The organism is Curvibacter sp. GW821-FHT01G03 (assembly GCF_059422285.1).
Genome location: NZ_JBWKWP010000001.1, coordinates 230,268 through 243,517, shown reverse-complemented (window position 1 = coordinate 243,517; position 13,250 = coordinate 230,268). Strand labels below are relative to the sequence as shown.

Sequence of the window (13,250 nt, the reverse complement as noted above, 5' to 3'; positions counted from 1 at the left end):
TGGCGTCAGAACAGGCGGATCCTGATCACCAGTTGCAACACCAGCAGGCCCAATACAAATCCCATGCCACCGTAAACAATGGACTGCAGCAGGCGGTTGGTGCGCCGCTGCTCGGCCAGCAACAGCGCCAGTTCCTTTTTGTGACCGGCCGGCCCTTGCTCCAGGTAGCCGGCCAGCAAGCGCGGCAGCTCAGGCAACAGCTTGGCGTAGCGCGGAAACTCGTCGCGCAACTGCTTGAACAGGCGCTGCGGGCCCACCTGATCGAGCATCCACTTCTCCAGGAAGGGCTTGGCAGTGCTCCAGAGGTCCAGTTCGGGGTCCAGTTGTCGCCCCAGGCCCTCGATGTTGAGCAGGGTCTTCTGCAACAGCACCAACTGGGGCTGGATCTCGACCTGGAATCGACGTGAGGTCTGGAACAGGCGCATCAGCACCATGCCCAGCGAAATTTCCTTGAGCGGCCGGTCGAAGTAGGGCTCGCACACACTGCGGATGGCGGCCTCCAATTCATCCACCCGGGTTTCCGGAGGCACCCAGCCGCTTTCGATGTGCAACTCGGCCACCCGCTTGTAGTCGCGCCGGAAAAACGCCGTGAAGTTCTGCGCCAGGTACTCCTTGTCGTACTCGGTCAGAGTGCCGACGATGCCGAAGTCCAGCGAAATGTAGCGCCCGAACGTGCCAGGCGCCAGGCTGACCTGGATGTTGCCCGGGTGCATGTCGGCATGGAAGAAGCCATCACGGAACACCTGGGTAAAGAAGATGGTGACGCCATCGCGCGCCAGTTGGGGAATGTTGACCCCAGCCTCGCGCAGGCGTTCAAGCTGGCTGATGGGCACGCCCTTCATGCGCTCCATGACCATCACCTCGGGGTGACAGAAGTCCCAGAACACTTCGGGGATCAGCACCAGATCCAGCCCGGTCATGTTGCGCCGCAATTGGGCGGCATTGGAGGCCTCGCGCACCAGATCCAGCTCATCGTGCAGGTACTTGTCGAACTCGGCCACCACTTCGCGCGGCTTGAGGCGCTTGCCGTCCGAGCTGAGGCCTTCGACCCAACCGGCCATCATGCGCATCAGCGCCAAATCCTTGTCGATCACAGGCAGCATGCCCGGACGCAACACCTTGATCGCCACCTCGCGCTCTTGACCGTTGGCCGCACGGACCAGACCGAAATGCACCTGGGCGATCGAGGCACTGGCCACGGGCTCACGGTCAAAAGACTGAAACACCTGATCCACCGGGCGACGGAAGGCGCGCTCGATGGTGGCAACAGCAATGTCGGAGCTGAACGGAGGCACCCGGTCCTGCAGATGGGCCAGTTCTTCGGCAATGTCGGGTGGCAAGAGGTCGCGCCGGGTGGAAAGCACCTGGCCGAACTTCACGAAGATCGGACCCAGTCGCTCCAACGCCTCGCGCAGGCGTTGGCCACGCGGTGCGTCGAGCGAGCGGCCAACGGTGATGATGCGTGCCAGCCGAATCATCCAGGGCCGCCCGAAATGGGTCAGCGCCATCTCATCGAGGCCGTAGCGCAGCACCACCCAGAGGATGTAGCACCCCCGCAACAGACGGCTCATAGCCCGTCCTTGTCACGCACGATGGAGGTGGCGGGGAAGCGGGTGACGAAGTCCTTGAGGCCGCGGGCCAGGTTTTTCACAGCCTGCACGGCTGCGTGGGCCGGACCATCGCCCACCACACGGGCCAGGTCTTCTTCCAGATCCCAGCGCACGTGATCGACGATCCAGTTGATTTCAGCCGCAAATTGCACATCGCCTTCGATGCGCACCGGCGGCTTTTCACCCGCCACAACCGCCTGCACCAGGGACGCAGGCGAACTCTCGGTGACGGCCAGATGCAGATCAGAGGCTGCCCCCGGCTCGGCCAGGTCGATCAGCCCCGCCGGGGTGATGAGCAGCTTGATGTCGAACAGCCGCCACTGCACGCTGGCCACGCGGCCCTTCTGGCGAGCCAGCCGGGCCATGGCCTCGGGTTCTTGCATCAACACGTGGTTGATGAGCAGCACACCACGGTGCTGCAACTCGCTCACCAGCCAGGCAGGGGGCTGAAATGTGCTGGTGACGCGGTCAAACAGTTGATCGATCAGGGAGAAAGGGGTTGCTTGGGCCATAGCCGGCGATTATTCCCCGAAAGTAGGTCGCCAGCCCGATGACCCTGCACGGGCCTGGGCAGGCGGCAGCCTCAAAGCGGGCTCAGGCTCACTGCAGAGCCTGCACGCCAGCCACCAGCCAGCCTGCACTGCCATCCTTGGGCTTGGTCATGTTCCAGACTTCGCGGAAAGGATTCGGGCCGGCCGAGGGTTCCTCGCGGATCATGCCGGAGAACTCGACGCTGGCCATGTAGCCCTCGCCCAGATCCTCGATGCCCAGCAATTGCGCCTCGATCATGACCACGTCGGTCTTGTTCTGCTGCCCCGGGCGATGGGCCTCACGCTCGTTGAGCTGCACACGGATCTCGTCGAGCATGCCATCGGTCATCATGGCGCGCAGGGTCGGGATGTCGGAACGATCCCAGGCCGCCTGCAGTGACACAAAGTTGCGTTTGGCGGCGCCCAAGAACCCTTCGGTATCAAAACCGGTCGGAATGCCCCAGCTTTGATTGCCCCCCAGCGAAGTGCCGATCAAGGCGCCGCCGGATTGGCGGCCCGCAGCCTCAGCGCCGAACTGGCTCTGACGCTCCCAGGGCCGGGCAGAGGCATCGTTGCCGACGTGATCGGGGCTGTACTGACGCAGGGCAGGCGCCGCCGCGGGTGAGCCCGCCCCCTGGAAGGCGTAAGGGCCGGAGGCTGATGCCGCGCCACGGCGGCTGCGCATGATCCAGCCGATCACGCCCATGGCCACCATGGCCAGCAGGGCCACCATGAGGATCTGACCAAAGGCTTCACCAAAACCAAGCGAGTGCGCGAGCCAGGCCAGACCCAGGCCGGCCGCCAGACCACCGAGCATGGCCCCCCACGGGCGACGCGGCGCCTGCGCCGCAGCCGGGGCGGCCGCCTGTGCTGGTTTCGCAACCGAAGAAGGGGCGCCGGCGGGTGCCACGGAAGGCGAAGCGGGGGTTGCCGGTGCAGGCGATGCTGCCGCGCGCTGGGTCACGTTCGAGGATTGACGCCCGATCGATTGGCCGCCCCCCAGCCTGCGTGCCGCCTCGGCCTCCTGGCCAGCCATCACCAGCGCCAGCGCCAGCACCACAGACCAAAGCTTCTTCATGTCATCTCCATCTTCTCGTACAGTGGGGCAAGCCCCGTTCATTCGGTTCGGGCGCGCGCCCTCAGCACTTGATGCCGACGTGCAGGGCCACCACCCCGCCGGTGAGGTTGTGGTAGTCCACATGACCAAAGCCAACCTGCTTCATGAGGGCCTTGAGCTCTTCCTGCCCAGGGTGCATGCGGATCGATTCGGCCAGGTAGCGGTAGCTGTCGGCATCGCCGGCCACCATCTGCCCCAGGCGGGGCAGGATCTTGAAGGAATACCAGTCGTAGGGCTTGGCCAACGGCGCCGCCACCTTGGAGAACTCCAGCACCAACAACTTGCCCCGCGGCTTGAGCACGCGGTTCATCTCGGCCAGGGCCTGGTCCTTGTGGGTCATGTTGCGCAAACCGAAGGCCACGCTGACCACATCGAAATGGTTGTCGGGGAAAGGCAGCTTCTCGGCGTCGCATACCAGGGTGGGCAGCACCACGCCCGCGTCCAGCAGACGATTGCGGCCGGTGCGCAGCATGGCCTCGTTGATGTCGGTGTGCACCACGCGGCCGCTGCGGCCGACCTTCTTGGAGAAGGCCATGGCCAGATCACCGGTGCCCCCTGCGATGTCGAGCACCTGATCGCCTTCGTGCAGGTTGGCCACCATGACGGTGTAGGCCTTCCAGGCCCGGTGCAGGCCCAGGGACATCAGGTCGTTCATGATGTCGTAGCGTGACGCGACCGAGTCGAAGACCCCACGGACCTTGCGAGCCTTCTCCTGCTCGTCCACCGACTGAAAACCGAAATGTGTCGTGCTCATGGCTGAATGCTATACGTTAGTGCCTCGGGCCTCGGCGACAACCCCGCTTGCGGCAGGGGTGGCCCGGTCCGGGCGGAGGGGTTCAGTGACTGGAACAGCCATGACCGCCCTTGACGGGCATCGGGTCATCGCGGCCGCGGCCAGCGGCTTGCAGGCGGGCCTCGTACTCGGCCCAGAGTTCGGCCTGGCGGTTGCCCAGCGAATACAGGTAATCCCAAGTGAAGATGCCGCTCTCGTGACCATCGGTGAACAAGGGCTTGACGGCGTAGTTGCCCACCGGCTCCAGGCCCAGCAGGCCCACATCGCGTTTGCCGGTCTGCAGGGTTTCCTGCCCGGGCCCATGGCCCTGCACTTCGGCCGAGGGCGAATAGACGCGCATCAATTCAAAAGGCAGGCGAAACACGGCACCGTCCGAAAATGCCACCTCCAGCACGCGCGACTGCCCGTGCACCGTGAGCGCCGTGGGGGTTGGGGCGCCAGCCGTGAGTCCTGCCATGAATACCTACCTGCCTTGCTTGAGGGTGAAACCGCCTGGGGCGGCACAGCCCGCATTGTCCCACCACCCGCAGGAAGCCTGCGACAAGAAGGGGCAAATCGGCCAGACCAGGCCTCCTCGAACCTGACCAGCGTCAAGGCGGCCCCTCAAGTCAACCCACTCACTGAGGCTGGAACCCGCTGGATTTGATGATGCGCGCCCAGGTCTGGGCATAACTGCGCTCGCGGGCAGCCAGTTGAGCCCCGGTCGAGTAGCCCACGCTCAGGCCCATGGCCGTCAGGCGCTCATGCACATCCGCCTGGGCCAGCACCTTGGCGAGTGCGGCAGAAAACTGGTCCAGCGAGGCCTTGGGCGTGCCAGCGACAGCGAAGATGCCGTAGTAGGGCACATCCTCAAAGCCGGCCAAGCCCAGCTCGGCAAAGCTGGGCACATCCGGCAGGGCCGCCTGACGCTTGTCACCCAGCACGGCCACCACGCGCAGCTTGCCGGCACGGTGGTTCTCGATGAAATCTGGCACTGAGGCCACACCTGCACCGATCTGATTGCCCAGCATGTCGGCCAACATGGGCGCACTGCCACGGTAGGGCACCGAGACCAGGTCCAGCTTGTTCTTCTCGCCAATCACCTTGACCAGGAATTCCGGCACCGAGGCCGGTGCCGGCACCCCGACGTTGCCCTTGCCGCCCGCCGCATGCACCGCCGCCACGTAGTCCTTGAACGACTTGGCTGGCGTGCCGCTCGACACCGCAAAGGCATTCACAAAAGTGGCCAAGCCGCCCACAGCCACGAAATCGTGCGCCGGGTCGAAGCCGGGGTTCTTCACCACCAGCGGCAGGATGGAGATGGTGTGGTCATGGCTCAGGAAATAGGTGCTGCCGTCCGGGGCCGAGGCCTTGAGGGCCTGTGCCGCCACCTGCCCCCCCGCACCGGGGCGGTTGTCCACCACCACCGGTACACCGAGCTCGTCCTTGAGCCTGTCGGCCAGGGTACGGGCGATCACATCGGTACCCCCGCCGGCCGGAAAACCCACCAACAGACGGATGGGTTTGGCAGTCTGCGCCCCGACCAGGCCGGCGGCCGTGAGGGCTGCGGCGGCCACCAGGCCGCGCAGGGTGTTGACCATCAGGGCTCGACGAACAATCGACATGACATGCTCCACAACAAAGTTGACGACGAAATCAGACCAGCACGCGCTCGATGCCGCCGGCATTGGCAGCGGACACGTACTGCGGCAGCCAGTCGGCGCCCAGGATCTGCTGAGCCATCTCGATCACGATGTAGTCGGCCTCCAGCAGGCCGGTGTTCAAGTCATCGCCGTAGCGGGTCAGGCCTTGCAGGCAGCTCGGGCAGCTGGTGAGGATCTTGACATTGTCTTTCGGCCCGACGGCGCCCGAGGCACGCAAGGCGGCCTCACCCTTTCGGATTTCCTCTTCCTTGCGGAAGCGCACCTGGGTGGAGATGTCGGGGCGGGTCACGCCCAGGGTGCCCGACTCGCCGCAGCAACGCTCGCTCTTGAGCACCTTGTCACCGATCAGGGCCTTGACGGTCTTCATCGGGTCCTGCAGCTTCATGGGGGTGTGGCAGGGGTCGTGGTACAGATAGCCCACACCGCCGCCCGAGGTGTCGAGCGTGATGCCCTTTTCGAGCAGGTACTCGTGGATGTCGATGATGCGGCAGCCCGGGAAGATCTTCTCGAACTCATAGCCCTGCAACTGGTCGTAGCAGGTGCCGCAGCTCACCACCACGGTCTTGATGTCGAGGTAGTTGAGCGTGTTGGCCATGCGGTGGAACAGCACCCGGTTGTCGGTGATGATCTTTTCCGCCTTGTCGAACTGGCCGCTGCCGCGCTGCGGGTAGCCACAGCACAGGTAGCCCGGCGGCAGCACGGTCTGCACCCCGGCGTGCCACAGCATGGCCTGGGTGGCCAGACCCACCTGGCTGAACAAGCGCTCCGATCCACAGCCCGGGAAATAGAACACGGCCTCGCTGTCCGCGGTGGTGGCCTGCGGATTGCGGATGATGGGCACGTAGTCCTTGTCCTCGATGTCGAGCAGGGCGCGCGCCGTCTTCTTGGGCAGGTTGCCCGGCATCTTCTTGTTGATGAAGTGGATGATCTGCTCCTTGATCGGAGCCGCCCCCACCGTGGCCGGAGGCGCACCGGTCTGCTTGCGGGCCAAGCCTTTCAGCAGATCGTTGGCCACCCGCTGCGCCTTCATGCCCACGCCCACCATGGCCGAGCGGGCCAGCTTGATGGTTTCGGGGTTGGTGGCGTTGAGCATGAACATGGCCGCGGCATTGCCCGGGCGGAAGCTCTTCTGCCCCATCTTGCGCAGCAGGTTGCGCATGTTCATGGTGACGTCGCCAAAGTCGATCTTCACCGGGCACGGGCTGAGGCACTTGTGGCACACCGTGCAGTGGTCGGCCACATCTTCGAACTCCTGCCAGTGCTTGATCGACACCCCCCGGCGGGTCTGTTCCTCGTACAGAAAGGCTTCGACCAGCAGCGAAGTGGCCAGGATCTTGTTGCGTGGGCTGTACAGCAGGTTGGCACGCGGCACGTGGGTGGCGCACACCGGCTTGCACTTGCCGCAACGCAGGCAGTCCTTGACCGAATCGGCGATGGCGCCGATGTCGCTTTGCTGCATGATCAGCGATTCATGGCCCATCAGGCCGAAGCTCGGCGTGTAGGCATTGGTCAGGTCGGCGTGCAGGGTTTCGAGCGTGCCGGCCGGGGCACGCAGAAGCTTGCCCTTGTTGAACCGGCCTTCGGGGTCGACCTTCTGCTTGTACTCGGTGAACGGACGCAGCTCGGCATCGCTGAGGAATTCGAGCTTGGTGATGCCGATGCCGTGCTCACCCGAGATCACCCCATCGAGGCTGCGGGCCAGCACCATGATGCGGGCCACGGCCTCGTGGGCGGTCTGCAGCATCTCGTAGTTGTCACTGTTGACCGGGATGTTGGTGTGCACGTTGCCATCACCGGCGTGCATGTGCAACGCCACCCAGACACGGCCCTTGAGCACGCTCTGGTGGAGGGTGTTGACTTCGTCCAGGATGGGCTTGAACGCCGCGCCAGTGAAGATGCCCTGCAGCGGGCTGCGGATCTGCGCCTTCCAGCTGGCACGCAGGCTGTGATCCTGCAATTGCGGGAACAGGGTGTCGACGTCATTGAGCCAGCCCGCCCACAGGTCACGGGTTTCCTGCAGCACCGCGATGGCCTGGGCCACGCGCTGTTCGAGCAGTTCGGGCGAGGGCATCTCGCTGGCGTCGTCGGCCTTGCCCAGGGGCAGCTTGCCTTGCTTGAAGAAGGCCTCCAACTCGTGGCACAGCTTGAGCTTGTTGCGCAGCGACAGTTCGATGTTGATGCGCTCAATGCCGTCGGTGTATTCGGCCATGCGCGGCAGCGGGATCACCACGTCTTCATTGATCTTGAAGGCGTTGGTGTGACGGCTGATGGCAGCCGTCTTCTTGCGGTCAGCCCAGAACTTCTTGCGCGCCTCGGCGCTGATGGCGATGAAGCCCTCGCCATGGCGCGAGTTGGCGATGCGCACCACTTCGGAGGTGATGCGGGCCACGTCGTCGGCGTTGTCGCCCGCGATGTCGCCGATCAGCACCATCTTGGGCAGGCCGCCGTTGCCCTTCTTGCTCTTGGTGGCATACCCCACCGCCTTCAGGTAGCGGTCATCCAGGTGCTCCAAGCCGGCCAGCAACACGCCGCTGCGCTTTTGCTCGGCGAACATGAAGTCCTTGATCTCGACGATGCTGGGCACCGCATCCTTGGCATTGCCGAAAAACTCAAGGCACACCGTGCGGGTGTGTTCAGGCATGCGGTGCACCACCCAGCGCGCGCTGGTGATCAGGCCATCACAGCCTTCTTTCTGGATGCCCGGCAGGCCGGCCAGGAACTTGTCGGTCACGTCCTTGCCCAGGCCCTCCTTGCGGAAGGTCTTGCCCGGGATCACCAGGCGCTCGGTGCGCACCGGAGTCTTGCCGTCGGCTTCGAAATACTTCAGCTCGAAGGTCGCCACCTCGGCGTCGTGGATCTTGCCCAGGTTGTGGTCCAGTCGCGTCACCTCCAGCCACTGGGCATCGGGGGTGACCATGCGCCAGCTGGCCAGGTTGTCCAGGGCGGTGCCCCACAGCACGGCCTTCTTGCCGCCTGCATTCATGGCGATGTTGCCGCCGATGCACGAGGCTTCAGCCGAGGTCGGGTCGACCGCAAAGACAAAACCACCTCGCTCGGCGGCGTCGGCCACGCGTTGCGTGACCACACCGGCTTCGGTCCAGATGGTGGCCACCGACTCGGCAATGCCGGGCAGCTGCACCTTCTCGACCTCGGTCATGGCTTCGAGCTTTTCGGTGTTGATGACCACGCTCTTCCAGGTCAGCGGGATGGCGCCACCGGTGTAACCGGTGCCACCGCCACGCGGGATGATGGTCAGCCCCAGCTCGATGCAGGCACGCACCAGGGCCGCCATCTCGGCCTCGGAATCCGGGGTCAGCACCACGAAGGGATATTCCACCCGCCAGTCGGTAGCGTCAGTGACGTGGGCCACACGCGACAGGCCGTCGAACTTGATGTTGTCTTTGGCCGTGACCTTGCGCAGGCGCTTGCTGACCTGGGCGCGCAGGGTGGCGGCCTCTTGAAAGGTGGCATCGAAGGTCTTGACGGCCTGTTCAGCCATGCCCAGCACCTCGCCCACCAGCGCATCACGGGCAGCGTCGTCGCCCGGGGTCCGCCGGCGCTCGATCTCGCCCAGGCGGTGGCGCAAGGCCTCCACCAGCAGGCCACGGCGCTTGGGGTTGTCCAGCAGGTCATCCTGCAGGTAGGGGTTGCGCTGCACCACCCAGATGTCGCCCAGCACTTCGTACAACATGCGGGCAGAACGGCCGGTCTGGCGCTCACCGCGCAACTGGCTCAGCAGCTCCCAGGCCCGCGAGCCCAGCAGGCGGATGACGATTTCCCGGTCGGAAAACGAGGTGTAGTTGTACGGAATTTCGCGAAGTCGGGCAGGCTCTGCGGCCTGCGACAAGATGGCGGCCAACGCGGTGGGTGCATTCATGGAGTAAACCTGGGGGGTGGGCATGGACATGCCCATGGACCTTGGGGCCCGGATTTTACGGTACCGGGAAGAAGGGCTCGGATGGAAGGCAGGAAAGCCCGCCGCCAACCCGGCCAGGGCGTCAAAGCCAGCGCCGGGATCGCCAGGAGGACGCACGCACCGACGCCAGCACCCGGGCGGGCTGTTGAGGCAGATCGGACAAGAGCGTGAGCAGTGAGGTCATGGCGGGCATCAGGGTCAGGCAGGGCCTGAATCGAAACTGTTGCAATGCACAATTTAACGCATCCACCCAATCCTTGACGAGTTTCAGGGTTATCTGCGGCAGGGGGCCCAGGGAATCTCCGGATGGAGTGATTGCAACACGTATGACAAAACCGACTTCCTTTTGTCACACCTTGCGACTAGCATCCGCGCTTTTCGTACCCCCCGCAGGAGATTGCATGAAATTCCGCAACCTGGCCCTCGTGGCCGCGCTGGCCACCGTGATCGGTGCACCCGCCCAGGCCCAGACCGAGATTCAGTGGTGGCACTCGATGGATGGCGCCCTCAACGACTGGGTCAATGACCTGGCCAAGCAGTTCAACGAGAGCCAGAGCGAATACAAGGTGGTGCCCACCTACAAGGGCGAGTACGACCAATCGATGGCCGCAGGCATCGCCGCCTTCCGCGCCGGCAATGCCCCCGACATCCTGCAGGTGTTCGAAGTGGGAACAGCCACCATGATGTACGCCAAGGGTGCCGTGAAGCCCGTGGCCGAAGTGATGAAGGAAGGCGGCGTCAAGTTCGACCCCAAGGCCTACATCCCAGCGGTGGCCGGCTATTACACGGCCCCCAATGGCCAGATGATGTCGCTGCCCTTCAACAGCTCGACCACCGTGTTCTATTACAACAAGGACGCTTTCAAGGCGGCCGGCCTGGACCCCGAAAAAGCCCCGGTGACCTGGCCCGATGTGGTCTCGGTCGCCGCCAAGCTCAAGGCCAGCGGCAGCAAGTGCCCCTTCACCACTTCGTGGATGACCTGGGCCCAACTGGAAAGCTTCTCCACCTGGCACAACACCAGCTATGCCAGCAAGGGCAATGGCTTTGGCGGTCTGGACGCCCGCCTGGAGTTCAACTCGCCCCTGCATGTGCGCCACTTCGAGAACCTGGGCAACATGGCCAAGCAAGGCCTGTTCGTCTACAAGGGGCGCGCCAGCAAGGCGATCACCTCGTTCACCTCGGGTGAATGCGCGATGTTCGTGGGTTCGTCGGGCAGCTACGCCAGCATCCAGCGCGACTCCAAGTTCAAGTTTGCCGAATCCACCCTGCCCTACTACCCCGATGTGCCGGGCGCACCGCAGAACACCATCGTGGGCGGCGCCAGCCTGTGGGTGCTGGCAGGCAAGCCGGCGGCCCATTACAAGGGCGTGGCCTCGTTCTTCAACTTCCTGTCCAAGCCGGAGGTTCAGGCCGCCAGCCACCAGCGCACCGGCTACCTGCCCATCACCACCGCCGCTTTCGAGCTGACCGAGAAGTCGGGTTTCTACAAGAAGAACCCGGGCACCGACGTGGCCGTGAACCAGATGATCCGCAAGACCACCGACAAGTCGCGTGGCGTGCGCCTGGGCAATTTTGTGCAGATCCGCGCCATCCTGGACGAGGAAACCGAACAGATCTGGACCGGCAAGAAGACAGCCAAGGAAGCCCTGGACACGGCCGTGACACGCGGCAACGAGCTGCTGGTGAAGTTCCAGGCCGCCAACAAATAAGCCGCTCAGGCGACAAGAAGGCCCGTCAGGCTGCGTTATGCTGCCTGCCCTTCACAAACGTGCATGCGCCCAAAGGGGCGCTGCACGCCCCTTGACAGCCCGCCCGCCACCAGCGGACGGGCTGTTTGACTCACCAGGGCACCCTCCATGGAAAAACGAGTTTTATTCAGGTCCGGCTGGCTGCCTTGGGCCTTGCTGGCACCCCAGCTGATCATCGTCGGCGTCTTCTTCTTCTGGCCCGCAGGCCAGGCCTTGATCCAGTCGCTGCAGCAACAGGATGCCTTTGGCACCACCGTGACCTGGGTCGGGCTGGACAACTTCCGCACATTGTGGGCGGATGCCACCTATGTGGAATCGTTCGAGACCACGCTGATCTTCTCAGCGCTGGTGACCGTGCTGGGCCTGAGCCTGGCCTTGCTGCTGGCGGTGTTTGCCGATCGCATCACGCGGGGGGCCACGTTCTACAAGACGGTGCTGATTCTTCCGTATGCCGTGGCGCCGGTGGTGTCAGGCCTGCTGTGGTCTTTCATGTTTTCGACCTCGATCGGGGTGGTCAGCTATGGCCTGCGCCAGATCGGTTTTGAATGGAACCACCTGCTCAACGACCAGCATGCCATGGCGCTGGTGGTGATGGCCTCGGTGTGGAAGCAGATTTCGTACAACTTCCTGTTCTTCCTGGCCGGGCTCAGCGCCATTCCCAAGTCGCTGATCGAGGCTGCGGCCATCGATGGCGCAGGCCCCTGGCGTCGTTTCTGGAGCATCCAGTTCCCGCTGTTGTCGCCCACCACCTTTTTCCTCGGCGTGATCAACATGGTCTACGCCTTCTTCGACACCTTCGCCATCATCGACGCCACCACCCAGGGCGGGCCGGGCAAGGCCACCTCAACCTTGGTCTACCGGGTGTATTTCGACGGCTTCCGCGGCATGGACTTCGGCGGCTCGGCCGCCCAGTCGGTGGTGCTGATGGTGATCGTGGTGGCCCTGACCATCGTGCAGTTCCGCTATGTCGAAAAGAAGGTGCAGTACTGATGAAGCCCGCCCGCCCTTCCCTTTTCGCCCAGCCCGGAGGCCGCCGTCATGGTTGAACGCAATCCCGCCCTGAACGTGCTGGCCCATCTGGTCATGATCGTCGGCGTGTTGATCGTCGCCTTTCCGATCTACCTGGCTTTTGTGGCCTCCACCCACACCGCACCCGAGATCATGCAAGCCCCCATGCCGCTGTGGCCGGGGCACAACTTCTGGGCCAGCTACGAGGCGGCACTGCGTGGCTCGGGCCGCATCAGTTCCACGCCCCCGGTGGCCCGCATGATGTGGGTGAGCTTGGTGGTGACCATGATCATCACCGTGGGCAAGATCAGCATCTCGCTGCTGTCGGCCTTTGCGGTGGTGTATTTCCGCTTCCCGCTGCGCAACCTGTGCTTCTGGTTGATCTTCATCACGCTGATGCTGCCGGTGGAAGTGCGCATCGGCCCCACCTACCAGGTGGTGGCCGATCTGGGCATGATCAACACCTACGCCGGCATGTCGGTGCCCCTGATTGCCTCGGCCACCGCCACTTTTCTGTTCCGGCAGTTCTTCCTGACGGTGCCCGACGAACTGGTCGAGGCGGCCCGCATCGATGGCGCGGGGCCGATGCGCTTCTTCAAGGACATCCTGGTGCCCCTGTCGGCCACCAGCATTGCCGCCCTGTTCGTGATCCAGTTCATCTATGGCTGGAACCAGTACCTGTGGCCCCTGATCGCAGCCACCAGTGAAGACATGTACCCGGTGGTGGTCGGCATCAAGCAGATGATCGGCGCGGGTGAATCGCCCGTGGACTGGAACGTGGTCATGGCCACGGCCGTGCTGGCCATGCTCCCCCCCGCCGTGGTGGTGGTTCTGATGCAGAAATGGTTCGTCAAGGGCCTGGTTGATACCGAGAAATAAGAGAGC

10 protein-coding genes are annotated in these 13,250 nt (G+C 64.1%); 3 read left to right on the top strand and 7 right to left on the bottom strand.

The genetic code is table 11. From position 1 onward, the window contains the following. Positions 1–5: 5 nt before the first annotated feature. From ubiB to AC07VS_RS01110, 7 genes are all read right to left on the bottom strand, one after another. Complete coding sequence (ubiB, locus tag AC07VS_RS01140) at positions 6–1,571, bottom strand: ubiquinone biosynthesis regulatory protein kinase UbiB (RefSeq protein ID WP_494749981.1); 1,566 nt, start codon at positions 1,569–1,571, stop codon at positions 6–8. Further along, a complete protein-coding gene (locus tag AC07VS_RS01135) occupies positions 1,568–2,122 on the bottom strand; it encodes a hypothetical protein (RefSeq protein WP_492347234.1) in 555 nt (184 codons plus the stop codon). The genes ubiB and AC07VS_RS01135 overlap by 4 nt, the downstream gene beginning before the upstream one ends. 88 nt (positions 2,123–2,210) lie before the next feature. Beyond that, positions 2,211–3,218: a Tim44 domain-containing protein gene (locus AC07VS_RS01130; RefSeq protein WP_494749980.1), complete on the bottom strand. Its 1,008-nt coding sequence runs from the start codon at positions 3,216–3,218 to the stop codon at positions 2,211–2,213. A gap of 61 nt (positions 3,219–3,279) precedes the next feature. Further along, positions 3,280–4,011 carry a bifunctional demethylmenaquinone methyltransferase/2-methoxy-6-polyprenyl-1,4-benzoquinol methylase UbiE gene (gene ubiE, locus AC07VS_RS01125; RefSeq protein ID WP_492347236.1) on the bottom strand — a complete coding sequence of 244 codons (732 nt, stop codon included), beginning with the start codon at positions 4,009–4,011 and terminating at the stop codon, positions 3,280–3,282. 82 nt (positions 4,012–4,093) lie between these two features. After that, positions 4,094–4,507 carry a gamma-butyrobetaine hydroxylase family protein gene (locus tag AC07VS_RS01120; RefSeq protein ID WP_492347237.1) on the bottom strand — a complete coding sequence of 138 codons (414 nt, stop codon included), beginning with the start codon at positions 4,505–4,507 and terminating at the stop codon, positions 4,094–4,096. A gap of 160 nt (positions 4,508–4,667) precedes the next feature. After that, a complete protein-coding gene (locus AC07VS_RS01115) occupies positions 4,668–5,654 on the bottom strand; it encodes a Bug family tripartite tricarboxylate transporter substrate binding protein (RefSeq protein ID WP_492347238.1) in 987 nt (328 codons plus the stop codon). A gap of 31 nt (positions 5,655–5,685) precedes the next feature. Next, complete coding sequence (locus AC07VS_RS01110) at positions 5,686–9,570, bottom strand: DUF3683 domain-containing protein (protein ID WP_494749979.1); 3,885 nt, start codon at positions 9,568–9,570, stop codon at positions 5,686–5,688. Between the two features lie 440 nt (positions 9,571–10,010). Here AC07VS_RS01110 and ugpB point away from each other — a divergent pair, with 440 nt between their 5' ends. The 3 genes from ugpB to ugpE all read left to right on the top strand — a co-directional run bounded on the left by ugpB (position 10,011) and on the right by ugpE (position 13,244). After that, positions 10,011–11,318, top strand: a complete 1,308-nt coding sequence (gene ugpB, locus AC07VS_RS01105) for a sn-glycerol-3-phosphate ABC transporter substrate-binding protein UgpB (protein WP_494749978.1) — start codon at positions 10,011–10,013, stop codon at positions 11,316–11,318. Positions 11,319–11,465: 147 nt separating this feature from the next. Beyond that, positions 11,466–12,347 (top strand): sn-glycerol-3-phosphate ABC transporter permease UgpA, encoded by an 882-nt coding sequence (gene ugpA, locus AC07VS_RS01100; protein ID WP_492347241.1) that lies wholly within the window; start codon positions 11,466–11,468, stop codon positions 12,345–12,347. A gap of 48 nt (positions 12,348–12,395) precedes the next feature. Next, positions 12,396–13,244, top strand: a complete 849-nt coding sequence (gene ugpE / locus AC07VS_RS01095) for a sn-glycerol-3-phosphate ABC transporter permease UgpE (RefSeq protein ID WP_492347242.1) — start codon at positions 12,396–12,398, stop codon at positions 13,242–13,244. The last annotated feature ends 6 nt before the right edge of the window (positions 13,245–13,250 follow it).